This is a genomic window from Stagnihabitans lacustris (assembly GCF_025950525.1).
Lineage (GTDB): Bacteria > Pseudomonadota > Alphaproteobacteria > Rhodobacterales > Rhodobacteraceae > Stagnihabitans.
Genome location: NZ_JAPDGS010000014.1, coordinates 25,496 through 46,828 on the forward strand (window position 1 = coordinate 25,496; position 21,333 = coordinate 46,828).

12 protein-coding genes are annotated in these 21,333 nt (G+C 67.9%); 9 read left to right on the top strand and 3 right to left on the bottom strand.

Annotation, left to right across the window (positions count from 1 at the left end):
• Window positions 1-2 precede the first annotated feature (2 nt).
• The 4 genes from NX862_RS18655 to NX862_RS18670 all read left to right on the top strand — a co-directional run bounded on the left by NX862_RS18655 (window position 3) and on the right by NX862_RS18670 (window position 4,723).
• On the top strand, window positions 3-1,016 hold the full coding sequence (locus NX862_RS18655; protein WP_264495453.1) for an acyltransferase family protein: 1,014 nt from the start codon (window positions 3-5) through the stop codon (window positions 1,014-1,016).
• Between the two features lie 28 nt (window positions 1,017-1,044).
• Complete coding sequence (locus NX862_RS18660; protein WP_264495454.1) at window positions 1,045-2,079, top strand: glycosyltransferase; 1,035 nt, start codon at window positions 1,045-1,047, stop codon at window positions 2,077-2,079.
• A gap of 162 nt (window positions 2,080-2,241) precedes the next feature.
• On the top strand, window positions 2,242-3,855 hold the full coding sequence (xrtD, locus tag NX862_RS18665; RefSeq protein ID WP_264495455.1) for a VPLPA-CTERM-specific exosortase XrtD: 1,614 nt from the start codon (window positions 2,242-2,244) through the stop codon (window positions 3,853-3,855).
• Window position 3,856: 1 nt separating this feature from the next.
• Entirely contained in the window at window positions 3,857-4,723 is an 867-nt protein-coding gene (locus NX862_RS18670; RefSeq protein WP_264495456.1) for a capsular polysaccharide synthesis protein, read from the top strand.
• On the opposite strand, the gene NX862_RS18675 is transcribed toward NX862_RS18670, so the two are convergent.
• The 3 genes from NX862_RS18675 to NX862_RS18685 are packed head-to-tail and all read right to left on the bottom strand — an operon-like array spanning window position 4,715 to window position 7,855.
• Window positions 4,715-5,857, bottom strand: a complete 1,143-nt coding sequence (locus NX862_RS18675; protein ID WP_264495457.1) for a glycosyltransferase family 4 protein — start codon at window positions 5,855-5,857, stop codon at window positions 4,715-4,717. The genes NX862_RS18670 and NX862_RS18675 overlap by 9 nt on opposite strands.
• Complete coding sequence (locus NX862_RS18680; protein ID WP_264495458.1) at window positions 5,854-6,819, bottom strand: glycosyltransferase family 2 protein; 966 nt, start codon at window positions 6,817-6,819, stop codon at window positions 5,854-5,856. The genes NX862_RS18675 and NX862_RS18680 overlap by 4 nt, the downstream gene beginning before the upstream one ends.
• A complete protein-coding gene (locus NX862_RS18685) occupies window positions 6,812-7,855 on the bottom strand; it encodes a glycosyltransferase family 2 protein (protein ID WP_264495459.1) in 1,044 nt (347 codons plus the stop codon). The genes NX862_RS18680 and NX862_RS18685 overlap by 8 nt, the downstream gene beginning before the upstream one ends.
• 156 nt (window positions 7,856-8,011) lie before the next feature.
• On the opposite strand from NX862_RS18685, the gene NX862_RS18690 reads away from it, so the two are divergent.
• The 5 genes from NX862_RS18690 to NX862_RS18710 all read left to right on the top strand — a co-directional run bounded on the left by NX862_RS18690 (window position 8,012) and on the right by NX862_RS18710 (window position 21,319).
• Window positions 8,012-11,953, top strand: a complete 3,942-nt coding sequence (locus tag NX862_RS18690) for a calcium-binding protein (protein ID WP_264495460.1) — start codon at window positions 8,012-8,014, stop codon at window positions 11,951-11,953.
• Window positions 11,954-12,073: 120 nt separating this feature from the next.
• The gene (locus NX862_RS18695; protein WP_264495461.1) at window positions 12,074-13,918 is read left to right on the top strand and encodes an ABC transporter ATP-binding protein; all 1,845 of its coding nucleotides are present in this window, start codon (window positions 12,074-12,076) and stop codon (window positions 13,916-13,918) included.
• A gap of 300 nt (window positions 13,919-14,218) precedes the next feature.
• Window positions 14,219-14,791 (top strand): DUF6931 family protein, encoded by a 573-nt coding sequence (locus tag NX862_RS18700; RefSeq protein ID WP_264495462.1) that lies wholly within the window; start codon window positions 14,219-14,221, stop codon window positions 14,789-14,791.
• 260 nt (window positions 14,792-15,051) lie between these two features.
• Window positions 15,052-16,482, top strand: coding sequence for a type VI secretion system-associated FHA domain protein TagH (tagH, locus tag NX862_RS18705; RefSeq protein ID WP_264495463.1), 1,431 nt, complete (start codon window positions 15,052-15,054; stop codon window positions 16,480-16,482).
• A 346-nt stretch (window positions 16,483-16,828) separates the two neighbouring features.
• Window positions 16,829-21,319 (top strand): beta strand repeat-containing protein, encoded by a 4,491-nt coding sequence (locus NX862_RS18710; RefSeq protein ID WP_264495464.1) that lies wholly within the window; start codon window positions 16,829-16,831, stop codon window positions 21,317-21,319.
• The last annotated feature ends 14 nt before the right edge of the window (window positions 21,320-21,333 follow it).

Consider the following 21,333-nt stretch of genomic DNA (forward strand, 5'->3'; position numbering starts at 1 on the left):
GAATGAGGGGACCCCGGCTGGATTGGCCCGATCAGGTCAAGGGGCTGGGCATCCTCCTGGTCGTGCTGGGCCATGTCTGGCGCGGGCTGGAGGCGGCGGGGCTCTTGCCCGGGGGGGCGGTGTTCCAGACCCTGGACCGGCTGATCTATGCCTTTCACATGCCGCTGTTTTTCTGCCTCTCGGGGCTGTTCTTTCATGGCGTCCTGCGGCGCGGCCCGGTGGATTTCCTGCGCTCGCGCTGGCTGCAGATCCTGTGGCCGCTGGTGCTGTGGACCTGGATCTTCTTTGCCTTCAAGGCGCTGGCGGGCAGCCTTGCCAATCATCCGGCCGATTGGGGGGATTTTCCACTGCTGCCGCTTCCGCCGCGTGAGCAGTTCTGGTTCTTTTGGGCGCTTTTCGTGATCCAGGTCCTGGCCTGGGGGCTTTTGCATCCCATGGCGCGGCGTGGTGGCCTGAGGGGGCCTTTCCTGAGCGTGCCTGTCCTGAGCGGGCCTGTGTTGGCTTTGGTCTGGGTCCTGGGCCTGGCGCTGGTCTTTGTGCCGCTGGGGGGGACGGCGGAATACCTGGGCGGCGCGCTGCGCAATGCCGGGCATTTCGGGCTGGGGCTGTTGCTGGCGCCCTGGCTTTTGGCCCCGACGGCGGACAAGGGCGGTTGGCGGGTCGCGCTTGCGGCCTTGGCGGCCTTTGTCGCCTGCGAGGCCCTGGCCCTGTCCTGGGCGCCCGATGCGGTCCGTGATCTTGGGCCTGCGACGGGGGCGGTTCTGGCGGTGATCCTGGGGCTGCGCGCCCTGCCCGTCCTGCCCTGGTTGGCGCCTCTGGGCCAGGCTTCGGCCGCGATCTATGTGGCCCATGTGCTGTTTTCGGCCGCCCTGCGCATCGGCTTGCTGCAGGGCGGGGTGACATCGGTGGTGTTGCATCTGGCCCTGGGCCTGGCGGGCGGGATTTTCGGCCCCTATCTGCTGTGGCGGCTCTTGCAGCGCTGGAAGCTGGCCCGGATCGCCGGCCTGCCGGGTTAAGGCGTTTTCAGGAACCAAAGGGTGTGTCATGCAGCATTGGACGATTGCGGCCGAGTTCTTTACCGCCAAAACCGGGGCCAAATTGGGGGCCTGGCTGGATGATTTCATCACCGATCCGGACCTGCGTTTCACCAAGATCCCGGCGGTGCGGCGCGAGGATTGGCACCAGGCCGCGCGGCCAAGGACGGGGGTCCGCAAATGGCTGCGGCTGATCAGCCAGGGGGCGCGCGCGCTGGCGCCGCGGCCCCATGGGGTCATCACCTGTTTTCCGCAGCTGGCCATGGTGGTGGGGGTGCTGAAGCGTCTGAGCTTTTCCCGCGCCCGGGTGATCGCGCATAATTTCAACCTGGGCGGCTTTCCGGGCGGCGCCCGCCGGGCATTGGCGCGGTTTGCGGCGCGCGGGCTTGATATCGTCATCGTCCATTCGCCCTCGGAAGTGGAAAGCTATGGCGCCTATCTGGGCCTGCCGCCGGGGCGGGTGCGCTTCGTGCCCCTGCAGCGCGGCGACCTGACGGTGGCGCGGGCCGAGGACCGGGAGGCGCCCTTTCTGTTGGCCATGGGCTCGGCCGGGCGCGATTATGCCACGCTGATTGCGGCCACCGCGCCCCTGCAGATCCCGACGGTCATCGTCACCCGCAAGGACATCATCGCGCGCCTGACCGAGACCCCCGGCGCCGTCGTGGCCCCGCATGTCACCTTCCGCCATGGGCTAAGCGCCGAGGACTGCATGGCGCTTTTGGCCCGGGCGCGGCTGACCGTCGTGCCTCTGGCCAATATGACCACGGCTTCGGGCCAGGTGACCTTCATCAACGCCATGCGGATGGGGGTGGCTTTGGTGGCCACCGCCTGCCCCGGCACGGACTTCTATGTCGAGCATGGCCAGACCGGGGTCCTGGTGCCGCCCTTTGATGTGGCGGCCCTGCGCGCGGCGATCGAGCCTCTGTGGCAGGATGCGCCCCTGCGCGAGGCCCAGGCCGCCCGGGCCCGGGCCTTTGCCCGCGATCACCTGAGCGATGAGGCCGCGGCGGCGGCCTTGCATCGGTTGATCGCAGAGCTGGGCTGATCTTGGGTGGCTCATGACAGGGTCGTGAAGACCCCAAGGGGAAAATTGAGATATGGACGCATCCCTGTTAAGCTTTGCGAAATGCCCCGGGTTTGCCACGTTCTGGACCAGAACATCGGGCAAGCTTCAAGCGCGGGCCTGTTGCGGTTTGAAAGGGTTTTCGTGTCGGTATCCAATTCTGTGTTCAATTCTGGCGAGGCGCCGCAGAGCGCGCAAGGCGCGACCCGCCCGATGGGGCTTTTCTGGTTCGCCCTCGCGGTGCTGTCGGCCGGGGTCTATTTCCAGACCGGGGTGGCCGCCCTGGGCGAGGCCTGGGTTCTGCCGGAATATTCCCATGGGCCGCTGATCCCGCTCTTGTCGCTGTTCCTGTTTTTGCGCCATCTGAAGCGGGTGCCGGTGCTGACGGGCCCTGTGACCGATCGCGGCGCGGGCGTGGCGCTGATTGTCTTTGCCATGGTGTTGGGTGGGGTCGGGCGGCTGATCCAGATCGCCGATTTCGCGGCCTATGCGATGATCTTGTGGACCGGAGGCATCCTGCTTTTGTCCTTTGGCTGGCGCCAGGGGCGGCAATTCTGGCCGCCGGTGCTGCATCTGGTCTATATGCTGCCCTTGCCGGGGGTTCTGTATTACGGGCTGTCGACCTGGCTGCAATGGGTCTCGTCGCATCTGGGGGTCTGGTTTCTGCAGCAGATCTCGGTTCCGGTCTTCCTGGATGGCAATATCATCGACCTGGGGGTCTATAAGCTGCAGGTGGCCGAGGCCTGTTCGGGGCTGCGCTATCTGTTCCCGATCCTGTCGTTTTCCTATATCTTTGCCGTGCTTTACAAGGGGCCGATGTGGCACAAGGCGGTGCTGCTGATCTCGGCCGCGCCCATCACTGTCTTGATGAATTCGGTCCGCATCGCCATCGCCGGCGCCGTGGTCGACCGCTATGGCATCGAACATGTCGAAGGGGTCAGCCATTTCATGGAGGGCTGGGTGATCTTTGTCGCCTGCGTGGGGATCCTGTTCCTGCTGGCGCGGGTCATGCTGCTTTTGAACCCGCAGAAGATGGGCCTGGTCGAGGCGCTGGATCTGGATTTCGACGGGCTTTGGCCCCAGGCGCAGCGCTTGCGGCTGATCGAGCCCTCGCGGGCTTTGATCCTTGTGGCGGGTCTGATGACGGCAGGGGCCTTGGCCTGGGCGATGGTGCCCACGCGTGAGATGGCCCAGGTCTCGCGGGAGGCCTTTTACGCCTTTCCGACGCGGCTGGAGGGCTGGACGGCGTCCGGTCCGATGCGGCTGGACCCCGAGACGGCCAAGGTTCTGGGGGCGGATGATTATCATTCGGTGACGCTGACCAAGCCGGGGGCTGCGGCGCCTGTCGATCTGTTCATGGCCTGGTACAAGGACCAGATGGATGGCGGCACCCATTCGCCGACCATCTGCCTGCCCTCGGCCGGTTGGGAGATCGCGGGGCTGCAATCGGTGGCCGCCCCTGCGGATGTGGCGGGCGCACCCTTTACGATGAACCGGACGGTGATTCAAAAGGGCATGCAGCGGATGTTGGTCTATTACTGGTATGACCAGCAGGGGCAACGCACGGCCTCGTCCTATGCGGCCAAGGTGCAAATGACGCTGTCCAAGGTGCAGACCGGGCGCAGCGACGGGGCCATCGTGCGGCTGATCACGGCGATCGGGCCGGGCGAGACCGAGGCGGTCGCCGAGGCGCGGTTGCAAGATGCCCTGCGCGCGGTGGTCGTCCCCCTGCCCGCCTTCCTGCCGGGAGCGGAGTGATTTGGAGCCCGAGCCCGCGACGGTTGCGCCGACCAAGCCGATGATGATCTACACGGCCTGGTTTCAGGGCCGTGACAAGGCGCCCGATTTCGTGCGCCGGGTCTTTGACCTGTGGGAGGCTTTCAACCCGGAGTGCCGGTTGCATGTCGTCGAACAGGCCGAGGCCGATGCGATCTTGGCCGAACATGGCATCAGCCAGCCCCGGATCACGGCGCAGATCACGTCGGATCTGGTGCGCAAGGTGCTTTTGGCGCGGACAGGCGGGGTCTGGGTCGATGCGACGCTGTTGCCGACGCGGCCGCTGGCCGAATGGCTGACGCCCGAGTTGAAACAGGCGGGGTTCTTTGCCTTTCGCTCGCCGGGGGACCCGAACCTGACCTTGCAGACCTGGTTTCTCTATGCCGCGCCGGGCCATCCGCTGATCACGGCCTGGCGGGATCTGTTCGTCGATTACCTGCGCACGCCGCGGCTGTATCCGACCTGGCGGCGGGCTTTGATCGAGCGGCGGCTTTGGGCCTATTGGACCTATTGCCGCAAATGGGCGGCGCGCGACACTTTGTGGTTCGTCGATCCGGCGGGCGGGCGGAAATCGGTGTTTTACCCCTATGCGGTGACGTTTTACAATTTTGCCTGGATGGTGCGGTCCGATCCCGATCTGGCCGCGATCTGGGATCGGGTGCCCAAACGCTGGGCCGATCTGCCGCATCTGATCGGCGCCATGTCGCGCGACCGCGAGACGCCGGAGGCGGCGTTTTTCCAATCGGCCGAAGAGGTGCTGGCGCTTTTGCCGGTTCACAAGTTGAACAGCCGCGATGGGCGCTTTGCGGCTTTGGCGGAGTGGGTGGCGCAGAACCGGCTTTCAGCCTGAGGTTTGCAGCCTGGCAAGCCAGCCGGTCCGGTTTCTGGGGTCATTGACCCATTCCGTGACGATCTGGGACCAGAGGGCGCCGTGGCGCAGGGCGTTCAGCGCCTGGGGGGCGGCCTCTGACAGGCGGATTTGCAGGGCGGGGTCCGACCTGAGCCTTTCGATTGTGGCTGCCAGGGCTGCGGGGTTGGCGGCCGGAAAGATCAGGGCATCGCGGTCGGGTCTGAGGCGGCCGGCAAAGGCCGGATGATCCGAGATGGCCAGGGGCGTGCGGGCGGCCAGGGCCTCATAGATCGTGTTGGGCAGGCCCTCGGGGTAGCTGTGATGCGAGGGGACCAGGATCAGGTCGGCCTGGCGCATCCGGGCCTGGATCTCGGCATGGGGCAGGGGGCCGAGAAAGCGGACATTGGGCGGGGCGCGGTCTTGCCAGTGCGAGAGTGGGCCGGTGGCGGGCTGGCCTGCAAGGTCGAAGCCCAGGTCGGGCAGGAGGCGGGCGGCGGAGAGGATATCCTCGACGCCCTTTTCGGGGCGGATGACGCCGGCGTAAAAGATGCGGAAGGGGCGGGAGGCGGGGGCTTTGGGCATCGGATCGGCGGGCAGGGCGGGGTGGTCCCAGGCCAGGGTTCGGGACGGGGCCAGGCCCAGGACCAGGTGCAGCGAAGCCGTGGCGTTGCGGCTGTGGTTGGCCACGCAAGTGACATTTGGCCCCGAGAGCGCCCAGGCGAGGGCGCGGGCTTTCACCCGCTGGCGCAGGGGGCCCGGGGTGAAAAGATCGGCGAAGGTCGGCAGGGTGGGCAGGCCGCGGAGCCTGGCCCAGATTGCGGTTGTCAGGTGGGGGCTGCGCAGGATCAGCCGGTCGGGGTCCAGGCGGCGCAGCAGGGGCAAGAGCCTGCGCGCGCTATAGGCCGTGGCTTTCGCGATGCCGATGGAGCGCAGGCCGGGGGCCAGGATCTCGTCATGGGGGCGCTCGCAGATCGCCAGGGTGGTGACGCGGAAACGCCCGCTTTGGGCAAGGCTTGCCACCAGGTCGACCGAGGCCTTCTGGTCGCGGTAGGTCTCGGGCAGGCCCTGTTCGAGGCGGCGGAAGGCCGCGCCATAGTCGCCATATTGCAGGATCAGAAGATGTTCGGGGCTCATTTGTATTCGATCAGCCCCCGGCTGCGGCCCAACAGGCGGCGGAGGTGGAATTCGACCACGCCTCGGGCCTCGGGAAATTTGGCCAGGGTGAGGAAGAAGGCTTCCTCCCAGGTTTCGCGCGCGAAACGCTGTGGCGGGCGGGCGGCGAGGCGGAGGATCTGCAGCGGCCAGGCGAGGAAGAGGAGCGTGGCCCAGGGGGTGAAAACAGTCCCTGACAAGGCCAAAAGCGGCAGGATCACACCCCAGATCAGGGCGCGGCGCTGGCCTGGGCCGCCGAGTCGGGCGCCGCCGTGGCGGAAGGCGCCTTCGGCATAGGCATGGCCGGTGCGGCGGCAGCGTTTGGCCCATTGCGACAGCCTTGTGATGGCCGCGTCATGCAGGGTCATTTCGGCGGCCAGGCGCCAGATCGTCCAGCCCTGGTCGCGCAGGCGCAGGCACATGTCGGGCTCTTCGCCGGCGATCAGGGCAGGGTCATAGCCGCCGACCGCCGTCAGCGCCGCCCAGCGGATCAGCGCATCGCCGCCGCAAGAGGCGGTTTCGCCGGCCGGGCGGTTCCATTCGCGGTCACAGAGCCTGTTATAGACCGAGGCTTCGGGGAAGCGTTCGCGTCTGCGGCCACAGACCACGGCGACTTTTGGATGGGCGGTCAGGAAGGCCTGGGCCGTCGCAATCCAGCCCGGCTGCACCTCGCAATCGCCATCGACGAAGAGGACGGCATCGGGCGGATCTGTCTCTAACGCCGCCCAACCGGCATTGCGGGCGCGGGCGGCGGTGAAGGGCAGGGCAGGGTCCAGCGGGACGACAAGGGCGCCAAGGCCGCGGGCGGCTTCGACCGATCCATCGGTCGAGCCGCTGTCGACATAGACGATGCGCGCGACCCCGCCCGCCAGCGAAGAGAGACAGCGTACGAGCCTTGCGCCCTCGTTGCGTCCGATCACCACGGCGGCCAGGCTGTCACCCATGGGGGGGCCGCAGGAGGGGATGCAGGACATGGGTCCAAAGATCGCCGTAAAACTGCAGAGGCGCGGCCGGGGGACGACGCCGGAGCGCCGCGATGACATGGTTCAGCGTGGCCCCCGTCATCCAAAGCCCCGCCGCCAGCAGCGCGCCGGCCCGGCCATGGGTCTTGGTCATGTAATGGCGCCAGGAGTCATACCAGTAACCCGGGCGGCGCTTGCGCAGGCCCTCGTTGCTGCGCACGCCCGTGGCCGCACCTTCGGCATGCAGCGCCAGGGCCTCGGCCAGGTGCCAGGTCTGCCAGCCCCCGCGGGCCAGGCGGTGCATCAGCTCGACTTCCTCGTGGTAGAGGAAGAAATCGGGATCAAAGCCGCCCACCGCCCGCAGCGCCTCCAGTCGGAACATCACCGCCGCCCCCGAGACCCAGTCGACCGGGCCTGTGGGCTGATCCGGGGGCAGGGCCACCGTCCAGGCCGCAAAGAGCCGCGTCACCGGGCCAAAGCCGACGCTTTGGGCAAAGATCGAGACCAGGGAGGGAAAGCGGAAGGCCGCGGTCACGGGGCAGGGCGGGCCATCGCCCTGCGGCTTTTCGATCCGCGCCCCCACGGCGCCGACCCCGGGATGGTCATCCAGGAAGGCCGCCAAAAGCCCCAGGGCATCGCCCGTCACCTGGGCATCGGGGTTCAACAGAAAGACCTTTGTCCCCCCGCCCTCGGCCAGAAGCCGGTCGATCACCAGGTTGTTGCCGCGCCCGAAGCCGTGATTCACCGTCTCGGCCCAAAGCGTCACCTGCGCGCCCCAACCCCGCGCCGCGATCTCGGCCGCCAGCCGCAGCCCATCCCCCCCCGGCGAGGCATTGTCGACCAGGTGGACATGGGCCAACCGGCTGTGATCCGGAAGGCTGGGGTCCAAAAGGCTGGGGTCCAAAAGGCTGCCAACCGCCGCCAGGGCCAGGTCGGCTGTGCCATAATTCACCACGATGGCCACAACATCCCCGGTGGCCGGAGGTTGCGGAACGGGGGGCTGGGCTTCCTTTGACAATCGGCGCCGTCCTGTGGTTTTCTGTGGCAAATCATTGGTCAAGACCGGCGGCCACATTCCCTTTGCCCGTCCGATCCAAGGCCGACTATAACAGGACCGGACCGCATCACAACCGCACCGCAAGGCGCGGGGCCGCAGAAAGGGCCGCATCCCCCCATGGGCAATACCTTCGCCTATGTCGTCCTCTTCGGCTGGCCCCTGGTCGTGCTCTGGCTGTTTCGCACGCGAAACCGGGCCATGGCGCTTTGCGTCTCGATCATCGGCGGCTACCTCCTTTTGCCCTTCGGCGTTGGGATCGACTTTCCCTTGCTGCCCACCCTGTCCAAGGACCTGATCCCTGCCCTTGCCGCCGCCCTCATGGTCGTGATCCTCGGCGCCGAGCCCCGGACCATGACCCGCAGCCGCCCCGCAGCCGCCAGGACCAGTCCCCAAGAGGCCCCCCCAAACGCCCCATCCGTCACCCGCGCCCCATCCTTCACCCGTGCCCGGCGTGGCGGCCCCACCCCCGCGCCCGAGCCCGGCTGGACCCGCCGCCGCCTGCCCCTGATCTTCCAGGCCCTGGTCCTGGTCCTGATCTTCGCCCCCTTCCTCACCGCCGCCTCCAATACCGAAGCCGTGACCATGGGCCCCCGCCTCCTGTCGGGCCTCCGGCTCTATGACGGCTTTGCCATGGCCCAGGCCGCGCTTGTCACGCTCTTGCCCTTCCTCCTCGGCCAGCGCCTCCTGGGCCGCCCCGAGGATCAACGCATCCTCCTGCAGGTCCTGGCCTGGGGGGCCGTCCTCTACAGCCTGCCGATCCTGCTGGAGCTGCGCCTCAGCCCCCAGCTCAGCAACTGGTTCTATGGCTTCCTCTTCCAGTCCTTCGAGCAGGCGGTGCGTGGCTTTGGCTATCGCCCTGTGGTCTTTCTCCAGCATGGGCTGTGGCTGGCGATCTTCATGGCCATGGCGGCGCTGGCGGGCCTCGCGCTTATCCGCGGCGCAGGCTTTGGCCGCGGACCGGCCACCGCCCTGGGCCTGGGGCTGACCGCCATGGTCTTCCTGTGCAACTCCCTTGGCGCAGCCCTGGTCTTCGTCGTCCTCGCCCCGCTCCTCGTCCTCCCCCCCCGCCTGCAGATCCTGGCCGCGGCCCTCCTCGCCACCGTCCTCCTGGCCTATCCGATGCTGCGTGGCGCGGGGCTCATCCCCGTCCAACCCCTGCTCTCCGCCGTCGAGAGCCTCAGCCCCGACCGCGCCTCCTCCTTCGCCTACCGCCTCAGGAATGAGGACATGCTTCTGGACCATGCCAATGAAAAGCCCCTCAGCGGCTGGGGCGGCTATGGGCGCAACCGCGTCTATGATGCCGAAACCGGCGCCGACAAGGCAGAGACCGATGGCGCCTGGGTCATCGTCATGGGGGTCAAGGGCTGGCTGGGCTATCTGGCGACCTATGGCCTCCTGGGCGGGCCGATCATCGCGCTGGGACTGGCCCGCGGCCTCTCCCCCCCCGGCAAGAGCCTCAACCCCGAGGCCGCCGCGCTCGGCCTCATCCTGGTGGCCAACCTGGTCGACATGATCCCCAATGCCACCATGACCCCCCTGACCTGGCTGATCGCCGGAGCCCTGGCCGGACGCCTGCGCCTGCGCCCGAAACTTGACCCCTCCCAACCGGACGCCACGCAACCCCCCAGCCGCCAAGCCCCCAGCCGCCAAGACCGGGGCAGGGCAGGGCGCGCGCCCCTCTCCCCCGCCCTCTCCCCCGCCCTCTCCCGCAGCCGCGCGCCCCTTGCGGCCCTGGCTCTCTGCCTTGCCCTGCCCCTCCTGGGCCCCCAAGACCTGCGCGCCCAAAACCTTGTCCCCCCCGCCTCCGGCCCTCCCCCCGCCTCCGGCCTCCCCCCCGCCGCGGGCCTTGCCGACCCGACCCTGGCCCTTGGCCTGAACGGAGTGTCCGACTGGTCGACCGCCATGCCCTTCCTTGACCTGATGAAGACCGCGCGCCCCTTCCTCGCCCATTCCCCCGACGCCTGGGAGGCGATGAGCAACCAGGCCCTTGCCGCAGGCGGCTGGCTGGATGCCCAGGGCTGGCCCCGGGCCATCCCCCCCGGCATGACCGCGGTCGGCACGATCTGGGACTGGAACCCGCAGGATGCCGGCGCCGCCGCCTCGCGCGCGGGGGTCTATGTCCTGCGCCACCGGGGCAGGGGGCAATTGCAGCTGAACGCCGCCCTGCAGATCCTGTCGCAAAAACCCGGCGAGATCATCTTTGCCAATCCGACCGGCGGCCAGATGATCCTGAACATCCTGACCACCGATCCCGACCAAAGCGGCGACCATATCCGCGACATCACCCTTGTCCGGCAAGAGTATCAGCCGCTCCATGACCTGGGGCAGGTCTTCGACCCCCGGTGGCGCGCGGTGATCGAGGATGCCCGCGTCCTGCGCTTCAAGGACTGGCTCCAGGTCGATGGCACCACGGGCGACACCTGGGACGGCCAGCGCCTGGCGCGGCTTGACGATGCCAGCTATATGCAACATGGCGTGCCGGTCGACCTCATGACGCGCCTGGCCAATGATGTCGGGGCCGAGCCCTGGTTCTCGATCCCCGCCGGCGCCTCAAAGGCCTGGATCGTCAGCTTCGCCACCCGGGTCCGCGACCAGATGGACCCAAGGCTGAAAATCCATGTCGAATACAGCAACGAGATGTGGAACTGGGCCTTCCCCCAGACCCGATGGATCGAGGCCCAGGCCAGGGCCGCCTGGAACGGCGACGACAAGTCGGATTGGGACAAAGCCGCCTGGCTCGATTACCAGGTCATGCTGGCCACAGGTTCGGCGCAGATCTGGGACCAGGTCTTCGGCGCCGAGGCCAGGGCGCGGCTCGATCATGTTCTCGGCGCCCAGACCGGCAATGCCTGGGCCGCGGCCCGCCTGCTGTCCCCCGTGCTGTGGCGCGCGCGCGACCCCGCGGGCCATGTCGATCCGGCCAGCACCTTCGACAGCCTGGCCGTGACGACCTATTTCGGCGGGGCCACCATGTCGGATGACGCCCTGCGCGCCGATCTTGTGGCCCGCGTCCAGGCCGATCCCCGGGCGGCGGCCGATTGGCTGACCCTGCGGATGCTGGACCCCGATTATCCGCAATCCATCCCCCAGGTCCTGGCCCAACTGGCCGAGATGCAAAGCCTGGCCAAGACCCATGGCCTGGACCTGGTGGCCTATGAGGGCGGCCAGCACCTGCTTCAGTCCTTTGCCGTGACCGGTTTGACCAAGACCGACCAAGAGATCCTGACCCCTTTCTTCGCCGCCTATGCCCATGGGCCGCAGATGGCAGAGCTTTATCGGCGGCTCTGGCAGGGTTGGGCGCAGATATCGGACGGGCCCTTCATGCCGCTGGTCGAGGTGGCCGCCACCTCGAAAACCGGCGCCTGGGGGCTTTACACCCATCTGGGCCAAAGCCATGCCCCCTCCTTCAACGCCCCCGCCCCCAATGCCCCGGCTGCCGATCTTCTGGCCACCAACCCGCTGGCCACCATGCTGACCCGGCTGAACATGACCCAAAAGGCCTGGTTCGGGACAGGCGGCGGGGTGGAGTATCAACAGGGCGTGGTCACGCTCTCTGCGCTCCCCCTGTCGGGCGCCGCTGCGGCCGCTGCTTCCGATCCCTCCTCTGCGGGGCGCGAAACCCTCCTTGGCTCCGACCTTGACACCCTGCTTGGCACCGACTTGGATGATGTCCTGATGGGCGGCACCGGGGCCGAGCGCTTCATTCCCGGCCTTGGCCACGACCTGGTGATCGGAGGCGGGGGCCGCGATGTCCTGATCCTGCAAGGCCAGCCCGCCGATTACCGCCTGACCCCCGACCTGACCCCCGACCTGACCGGCAAGCAGACTGGCGACCTGACTGGCGACCAGACCCCTCAGGGCGCCGTCTTCACCCTTGTGGGGCCAGATCGCACGGAACCCGGGCATACGGAACCTGGGCATACGGGCCCCGGACATACGGACTCTGGCCAGACCATCCGCTTCCGCGACATCGCCCTTCTGGGCTTTGTCGATCCCGGCGGCGAAAATCGCCTTTTGCCGCCCGAAGACCTCTTGGCCCCCCAACCCCCCTTGCCGTGACAGGCGTTCTCCCCTCTTCTCCCGGCCGCCACCCCCCCAAACTGCGGCCCCCCAAACTGCGGCCCCCCAGACTGCCGACCCCCAGACTGCCGACCCCCAGACTGCCACCAAGGACGCCACGTGACCCAATTCGCCAAGGCCTATCTTCTCTTGACCCGCCGCGATCGCAAGCGCGCCTGGGCCGTTGTCGTGATCTCGATCGTCATGGCGCTCTTTGACAGCCTGGGCACGCTGTCGGTCATGCCCTTTCTGGCCGTGCTGGCCAATCCGGGCCTTGTCACCTCGAACCCCTGGCTGTCCGGGCTGCAGGGCCTGACCGGCCTGGATCAGCGCGGGTTTCTGGTCTTTCTGGGCCTTTTGGCCTTTGCGCTTCTGGTCTTTGCGGCTTTGGTGCGCAGCCTTGGCTTCTACTTCGTCAACCGCGTGACCCAGACCCGGACCCAGGCCATCGGCGCCCGTCTGATGGAAACCTATCTGCGCCAGCCCTATGCCTTTTTCCTGCATCACAACAGCGGCGACCTGGCCAAGAACCTGCTCTCCGAGGTCGAGCTTCTGACCACGCTGATCTATCAGCCCATCGCCGCCCTGATCGCGCAGGGCGTGCTTCTGGTGCTGCTGGCCGGGCTCATGGTCGCGGTCAATCCCCTGGTGGCCGCCATCGGTGTCGCGGTGCTGGCGGCCTGTTACGGCACGGTCTATCTGGGCGTGCGGCGCTATCTTGACCGGGCAGGGGCGCAGCAATCGGCGCTGATCCAGACCCGGTTTCGCCTGATCAACGAGGCCATGGGCGGCATCAAGATCACCAAGCTTCTGGGCAACGAGACCCGCTATCGCCAGCGCTTTGCCCAGACCTGCCAGGATTACGCCAGCCTGCGTGCGGCCACGATGAGCCTGGCCACGATCCCGCGCTATGCGATCGAGGCCGTGGCCTTTGGCGGCATCCTGCTGCTGGCGGTGTCGCTGATGCTGACCCATGCGGCGGCGGGCACCGGCCAATCCGAGGCCATGGCCGACATCCTGCCGCTTTTGGGGTTTTACGCCTTTGCAGGCTATCGGCTGATGCCCGCGGTGCAGGGCATCTATCAGGCGCTGTCGCAGCTGCGCTATGGCGCCTCGGCGCTGGACCGCGTGTCCGCCGATCTGGCCCAGGCCGCCCTCCTGCCCCCCCTCCCCGAGACCCAGGCCCCCCCCTTGCCCTTCACCCGCTCCGTGCAGATCCGCGACCTGTCCTTCCGCTATCCGCAGTCCGAAGGCCCCTCGGTCGAGGGCGTCAGCCTGACGATCACGCCCGGTTCCACCCTGGGCATCGTGGGGCCGACGGGGGCGGGCAAGACGACCTTCGTCGACCTTTTGCTGGGGCTTCTGACGCCTGAATCCGGCGCCATCCTGGTCGATGACATCCCGGTCACGCCCCAGACCCTGCGCGGCTGGCAGGCCGATCTGGGCTATGTGCCGCAGGATGTGTTCTTGCTGGATGCTTCGGTGGGGGAAAACATCGCCTTGGGCCTGCCGCGGGACGAAATCGACCCCATCCGCCTGCGTGAGGCGGCGCGGATGGCGCAGATCGCCGACTTCATCGAGACCCGGCTGCCGCAGGGCTTTGACACCGAGGTGGGCGAGCGCGGCGTGCGCCTGTCGGGCGGTCAGCGCCAGCGCATCGGCATCGCCCGCGCGCTCTATCGCAACCCCGGGATCATCGTGTTCGACGAGGCGACCAGCGCGCTGGACAACCTGACCGAACAAGAGGTCGTGCGCGCCATCGCCGCCCTGAGTGCGGCTGCCGAAAGCGCGGGCGGCGCGCCCAAGACCGTGATCCTGATCGCGCATCGGATTTCCACCGTGCAGGCCTGTGACCAGATCCTGGTGCTGGACCAGGGCCGCATGGTGGGCCTGGGCCGCCACGACGACCTGTATCGCGACAATGCCGTCTTCCGCCGCCTGGTCGATGCCCGCGAGACGGGCTGAACAAGATGGGCTGAACACGCGTTGGGCTGGCGCAAGTGCAGGCTGGCGCAAGGGCAGGCTGGGCAAGTGCAGGTTGGGCAAGGGCCCCCCAGGACCTATCCCCATAATCTGATCCCGTGATCTGATCCCGTGATCTGGCCCGGATATTCAACTTGTGACATAATGTTGATTAACCGCCAAACCTGCACCCCCTCAAGCCTCTCGTCACAACCCGCCCCCTTACAACCCGCTCCCTTACAACCCTCTGGCCCCCGGATCGCGGCTGGCTTAGGCTTGCCCCCTGATGACCGCGGCCTTTGCATGACCCTGACCCTGTCCCCCCTGCGCTTTGCCCTGGCTGCCGATCTGCTTCAGGCCCTGCCCGAGCTTGCGGCGGCGCTTTCGGCCCGGCCGCTTCCGGCCGAGAGCGCCGCCGACTTCCTGGCCCGCCTGGCCACAAGCCCCATCCCCGAAGAGGCCCTGACCTTCGCCGCCCAGGCCCTGACCCCAAGGCTTGCGGTCTGGTGGGGGCATGAATGTCTCCTGGCCCGGCCCGAGGTGGTGACGACCGAGGATCGCAGCCTTCTGGCCCTGGCCGCGCGCTGGGTCTCGGCCCAGGACGAGGCCAGCCGCAACGGGGCGCTGTTGCGCGCGCTGCAAAGCCCGCGCGGCCCCGGCGCCTGGGTGGCGCTTGGCGCCGGCTGGGCGGCTCCCGAAGTTGCGGCTCCCGTGACGGCTCCCGTGACGGGCCACATGACGGGCCACATGACGGGTCAGGCGGTGGCGACCGGGGTGCTTCTGGCCCTGGCGCGCATCCCGCAAGAAGACCGCCGCCGCAACCTGGCGCAATGCGTCGTCATGGCCCAAAGCCTGATGGCCCAGACCCCCGGCTAAGTCCCCCGGCCAAATCTTCTGGCCAAATTTTCTGGCCCAGTCCCCCGGCCCAGTCCCTTTGCCAAGTCCCCTTTCCGCCCCCCAAAGGCCCTCCAGCAAGCTCCGGGGGGAAAGGCCTGCGAAAATTCCCCCCCGAAACTCCGGCCTTGCGGGGCGCCCGGGCGGCCCGGCCCCCCTGGCCGCTCTTGCGCCAGGCCCCGCTTGGCCGCAGTAATGGCCCATGCCGGGTCGCAAGACCGCATCGGAAGGGCCAGATCGCAATGTCGGGTCAGTTGAACGTGCCACGTCTGACGCTGCGCATCACCAATATGGCGGGCCTGCCCGAGGGCTTTCCCTTGGCGCATCGGACCGAGGGGCATGGCTTTCAGATCGGGCGCAATCCCGCCATGGCCTGGGTCCTGCCCGATCCTGACAAGCGCATTTCGGGCGAACATCTGCGCGTGCATTACCAGGAGGGCGCCTATTGGCTGCAGGATGTCTCCAAGAACGGCACGACGGTCAATGGCCGTCCGCTGGAGGGGATCCGCCGCCTGACCCATGACGACCTGATCGTCATCGGCCATTACCGCATCCAGGCCGTGCTGGAAGAGAACCCGCCCGATTACGGCTTTGCCCCGCTGCCGGCCCCCCCTCCCGAGCGGGTTCCCGAGTTTAGGCCAGAATTTAGGCCAGAATTTAGACCAGGGTCGGGGCCAGGGTTGGGGCCAGGGTTGGGGCCGGAGTTTCGCCCCGAACCGCGCCCCGAACCGCGCCCCGAACCGCGCCCCGAACCGCGCCCCGAACGCGCTTCCGAACCGCCTCCCCCCGATCAGCGCCTCTTGCAGGCCATGGCCCAAAGCGCCGGGCTGGATCTGCAGGCCCTGGCGGAACAGGACCCCGAGACGCTGGGGGCCGAGATCGGCGCCTGCCTGCGCATTGCCACCGAGGCGATGATCACCCTTCTGGCCGGGCGGGCCTCGACGAAAAAGACCATCCGCAGCCGCAACCGCACCATGATGGCGCCGCGCGGCAACAATCCCCTCAAGGCCAGCCCCGGGGCCGATGTCGCGCTGGAGCAGCTGTTCATCCAGCGCCCGGGCTTTTTCCTGACCGCGCCCGAGGCCTTTCGTCAGGGCTTTGCCGATATCGGCCAGCACCAGACGGCCAGTTACGGCGCCATGCAATCGGCCCTGGCGCGGATGCTGGGCGAACTGGCCCCCGAAACGGTCGAGGCCCGGGCGCAGGGCGGCATCTTCCCCTCGCGCGCGGCCAGGGCCTGGGCGCGCTATACCCGCGACTGGGACGCAAGGACCCTGACCCATGACCAGGGGATGATGGATGTCTTCCTGGCCTATTTCGCCCAGGCCTATGACCGGGCGACAGAAAAGACCCCAGAGAAGACCCCGGATACGGCTTCAGATATGGGGGCCGGGAAAAGTGCCGGGAAGAGTGCCGAGGCGGGTGCGCAGGCTTTCGGGGCACCCGAGCCTGACGCGGGGGGCGAAGATCCGGCAAACGGGTCCCGGAATGGATCTGGGCGTGGATATGGGACAGGCGGAGCGGGAACAGGCGGAGCGGGGACAAATGGGGTGAGCCCCGAACTGGGTCCCGAACTGGGTCCCGAATTGCGCCCCGAATTGGGGCCCGGGTTGGGTGACGACTTCAGCGATATCTTGGGGGAGGAGGAGCCCCGCCCCCATCCCCGCCTCTAGCCCCCAGTCCCCGCCCGCCCCCCGCCCGCCCCCAGTCCCCGCCCCGCCGCTTGCGGGCTCTGGCCCTTCCTCCCTTTCCCGCCCCTCCCTTTCCCCCCGCCCCGCCTCACAACCAAGAGGCTTCCTGCGCTTTGGCCGGTACTCTTTGGACGGGCGGGGGCAAGGCGGGGGCCGTGCGGGGCAAGGCGCTGTGGCTTCTGGGGCGCGCGGCCCCCGCCTTGCCCCGATTTTGCCTTTTTTTGCTTGCCAAAACCGCGTCAGGCCTCATTCTCCATGGTTAATCATGCATGAACTTCCGGGCATTCGGCCGGGAGTACGTGCAATCAAGGTGTTGCAGGAGAGTGATATGATTGATTCCAATGGCGGTTCGGGGCGCGGTCCGGGTTTTGACGGGGCGAAGATGCAGGCAAACCGGGGGGGCCGGGGTGCAAGCGCGGGCAAGCGGGCCCGTCTGGTCCTGGCGACCACAGCCCTGGTTTCGATCCTGCCGCAGATCTCTTTCTCGGCCGATCTGTATTGGGGCGGCGGCGGCGGTCAAAGCTGGCTCTTGCCGGGCAGCTGGCTGACCGGATCGTCGGCCGGTCCTGCGGCGGGCGTATTCCCCGTGGCGGGCGACACTGTCTTCATCGAGAACCAGACCCTGAACCCGACCCGCGTCACCAGCGGGACCGCGGCGGTGGCCGACAGCGTGCTGATCAGCGGCACGGGCCAGCTGACTGTGGCGCTGAATGGCGGGCTGACGGTTTCGGGCGGGATCACCGTCGATGCCGGCCTTCTGGCGCTGGAAAACGGCACGATCACGGCCGATGTCACCAACAATGCGGCTTTCGAGGCCCGCGGCACGCTGACCGGCGATGTCACCAACACGGCGACCGGCACGATGACGCTGACGGCGGCGCTGACCGGGGTGGGCACGCTGACCAATGCGGGCATCCTGACCGATGATGGCCTCGGGGCCAACTCTGTCACGGCGGCGGATTACATCCAGACTGACGGCACCTTGTCGACCACGGTCAATGTCACCGGCACGGCCAGCCTTTCGGGCGGCACGATCGACGCCGCGGGGATCATCGACGGCGGCACGGCGGCCACGACCACGGTGTCGGGCTCGACCGTCAACGAGGGCACGATCAGCGGCATGGCGGCGGTGACGCTGACGGGCGGCACCTTCTCGGGCGGGGGGACCACGGATACGGTCGATTATGCCCAAAGCGGCGGCATCCTGGCCACCACGGTCAATGTCACCGGCGGCGCGACGCTGTCGGGCGGGTCGATGGGCCCGACCGGCACGCTGGATGGCGGCGGCACGGCCACGGCCACGGTCAGCGCCAACTTTGCCAATGACGGCACGATCCAGGGCCTGGATGCGCTGACGCTGTCGGGCGGCACGCTGTCGGGCGCGGGCACGACGGCGACGGTGGATTACGCCCAAAGCGGGGGCACCCTGTCGACCACGGTCACGGCCACCGGGGCTTCGACCCTGACGGGCGGCACGATCGGCGCCACCGGCGTGCTGGATGGGTCCGGCACCGGAGCGGCCACGGTCAGCGCGTCTTATGCCAATGACGGCACGATCCAGGGCCTGGCCTCGCTGACGCTGTCGGGCGGCACGCTGTCGGGCGCGGGCACGGCGGATACGGTGGCCTATACGCAATCGGGCGGCACCCTGTCGACCGACGTCACGGCCACCGGGACCATTGCGCTGTCGGGCGGCACGATTGCGGCCGCAGGCGTGCTGAATGGGTCCGGCACCGGAGCGGCCACGGTCAGCGCGTCTTATGCAAATGACGGCACGATCCAGGGCCTGGCATCTTTGACCCTGTCAGGTGGCACGCTGTCGGGCGCGGGCACGGCCGAGACGGTCACCTATACGCAAAGCAATGGCACGCTGTCATCCGAGGTCACGGCCTCGACCAGTTCCAGCCTGACCGGCGGCACGATTGGCGCCGCGGGCGTCTTGAACGGCGGGGTCGTCACGGTGGGCGGCGCTGTCACCAACAATGGCGAGATCGCCGGCACCAGCGTGACCATCACCAATGGCAATACCCTGACCAACGGCGGCGTGATCACCACGGGCGTCACGGTCAATGCGGGGGGCACGCTGACCACGACCGGGACCACCTCGATCGGCATCGTCAACAATGGCACGGTGAACGCGTCCGGCACGATCAGCGGCGACAACACGAACAACGCCACTTTCACCCTGACGGGCGCCGCCACGGCCAATGACAGCTTTACCAACACCGCCGGCGCCACGCTGAACACCGCGACCTTCGCCCTGACCGGCGTGCAGGGCCTGAGCAATGCCGGCACGATTTCCGGCACCGGATCGGTCGGCACCACGACCTATACCCAGACCGGGGCGGCATCGTCGCTGGCGGCCACGGTCACGGCCTCGACCGGTTCGACCCTGTCGGGCGGTTCGGTTTCGGGCACGCTGAACGGGGCGGGCATCACCTCGAATGGCGCGGTCACGGTGACAAGCACCGGCACGCTGGGCGGATCGGGCCTGACGGTGGCCGGGGGCAGCACCCTGACCAACAACGGCACAATCACCGCGGGCACCACGGTGAATGGGACGCTGAGCCTTGGCGCGGGCAGCAGCACCGCAGCGGTGGTCAACAATGGCACCGTCACCCTGACGGGGGCCGGCGCTTCGACGGGCAGCTTCGTCAACACGGCCACGCTGAACACCGGCACCTTCGCCCTGACCGGGGTGCAGGGCCTGACCAACAGCGGCACGATTTCGGGCACCGGGTCGGTCGGCACCACGACCTATACCCAGACTGGCGCGGGATCGCTGGCCGCCACGGTCACGGCCTCGGGCGCCTCGACGCTGTCGGGCGGCACGATCACGGGCACGCTGAACGGGGCTGCGGTGACGGTGGATGGCGCAGTCACCAACTCGGGCACGATCACGGCCACCGGCCTGACGCTGACGGGGGCGACGCTGTCGGGGGCGGGCACGGCCACGGCCACGACCTTTACCCAGACCGGCGGTTCCCTGGCCAGCACGGTCACGGCCTCGGGCGCCAGCACGATCTCGGGCGGCGGCGCGATTGCCGCCGCAGGCACGCTGAACGGCGCAGGCAGCGGCACGCTGGCGCTGGCTTCGGGCCTGGCCAATGCCGGCACGATCACCAACATGGCCTCGCTGACGCTGTCGGGCGGCAGCCTGTCGGGCGCGGGGACCAATTCGGTCGTCTCGTATATCCAAAGCGCGGGCAGCCTGGATGCCGCGGTCACGGCCTCGGGGGTCTCGACGATCACCGGCGGCATCATCGGGGCGGGCGGGGCGCTGAACGGCACCACGAACAACCTGTCGGGCGCCATCGTCAACAACGGCACGCTGGGCGGGACGACCACCCTGGCCTCGGGGACGCTGACGCTGGCTTCGGGCAGCACGACCACGGGGACGCTGATCAACAACGCCGAACTGATCGCCCTGGGCGATGTCGATATCGCGGCCAATGTCACCAGCAACGCAGGCGCCTTCAACCTGTCGGACGGCGGCAAGCTGACGATGAACAGCCTGACGCTGAACGGGCAATCGACCTTCACCATGGCCAATATGGCGCAAAGCCCGGTCGAGGTCGGCACCCTGGCCGGCACCGGCACCGTGGCCTTCAACCTGCTGGGCGACTTCTCGGGCCAGGCCATCGGCATCGGCAACAAAGAGGTGCTGATGATCGCGGGCTCGGGCATGGCGGCGGACAAGTTCGTCACCGGCACCATCGCCAGCGGCGCCCAGGTCCGGCTGTATCAGGCCGATGCCGGGACCGGAGAGCTTTACACCTATCTGGCGCCCAACCCCGCCATCGGCGGCCTGGCCGCCAACCTGACCCTGACCGAACAGCTGCTGTCCTCGCTGATCAACCGTCCGGTCAGCCCCTTCAGCCTTGTGGCCGATACATCGACCGGCGAGGCCTGCCGCAAGGCGGGCTATGGCCGCGCGGTCTATGGCACGGCCACGGTCGAGGGCGATGTGAACGCCGGCGGCCTTGGGAACAAGGTCGAGGGCGATTACATCTCGGCCCAGGTCAGCGGCGACTATGGCTGCTATGACGGGCGCTTTGGCGGCTGGTCGGCGGTTCTGGGCGTGACGGCCGGCCTGAACCAGGGCCAGACCGAACAGCAGGAATTCTCGATCGACGGCTTTGGCAACAACGTGGCCGCCCTGGGCACCTTGAACACCGACTTCAGCCAGACCTATGCCGGGGTCTATGTCTCGGGCCGCAAGGGTCAGCTCTCGGCCGACGTGCAATTGCGCTATGCCGATGCCGATTACGACTTCTCGGAATCGACCCCGGCGATCTTTGCCGCGGGCGCCGACAAGTCGATGTCCAGCCAGTCGCTGAGCCTGAACACCCGCCTGCAGTATTCGATCAAGCTGGAGAACAACTGGAACATCACCCCCAGCGGTGGCTTCAGCCTGACCCGCGTGACGGGCGATACCCTGGTGTTTGACGCCAACAACCAGCTGGAGACCGGCGATTACGACTCTGCCGTGCTGTTTGGTGGGGCCACGATCACCAAGGCCCTGCCCGTCACCGCCAGTGGCGCAGGCCAGGCCGTGTCGCTGGCCGCCAACTACTACAAGGACTTCCAGGGCGAGCGCACCTCGACCTTCACGTCGAATGGCAGCTCGACCACGATCGACTCGCCCAGCCTGGGCGCCTTCGGCGAGGTCTCGATCGGCTATACGATGACCAAGAACGTCGGCCAGATGTTTGGCAAGGACGCGCTGATGTTCCTGAAGTTCGAGGGCAGCGTGCGGTCGGGCGAAAGCGTCCCCGAAGCCTCAAGCGTCACGGCCCAGGTCCGCATCGTCTTTTGATCCCGTCCCGCGGC

Excerpts from the sequence above, each read along its gene's own strand:
- NX862_RS18655 (WP_264495453.1), top strand. The coding sequence starts at position 3 with ATGAGGGGACCCCGGCTGGATTGGCCCGATCAGGTCAAGGGGCTGGGC.
- NX862_RS18660 (WP_264495454.1), top strand. The coding sequence starts at position 1,045 with ATGCAGCATTGGACGATTGCGGCCGAGTTCTTTACCGCCAAAACCGGG.
- NX862_RS18675 (WP_264495457.1), bottom strand. The coding sequence starts at position 5,857 with ATGAGCCCCGAACATCTTCTGATCCTGCAATATGGCGACTATGGCGCG.
- NX862_RS18680 (WP_264495458.1), bottom strand. The coding sequence starts at position 6,819 with ATGGGTGACAGCCTGGCCGCCGTGGTGATCGGACGCAACGAGGGCGCA.
- NX862_RS18690 (WP_264495460.1), top strand. The coding sequence starts at position 8,012 with ATGGGCAATACCTTCGCCTATGTCGTCCTCTTCGGCTGGCCCCTGGTC.
- NX862_RS18700 (WP_264495462.1), top strand. The coding sequence starts at position 14,219 with ATGACCCTGACCCTGTCCCCCCTGCGCTTTGCCCTGGCTGCCGATCTG.
- tagH (WP_264495463.1), top strand. The coding sequence starts at position 15,052 with ATGTCGGGTCAGTTGAACGTGCCACGTCTGACGCTGCGCATCACCAAT.
- NX862_RS18710 (WP_264495464.1), top strand. The coding sequence starts at position 16,829 with ATGATTGATTCCAATGGCGGTTCGGGGCGCGGTCCGGGTTTTGACGGG.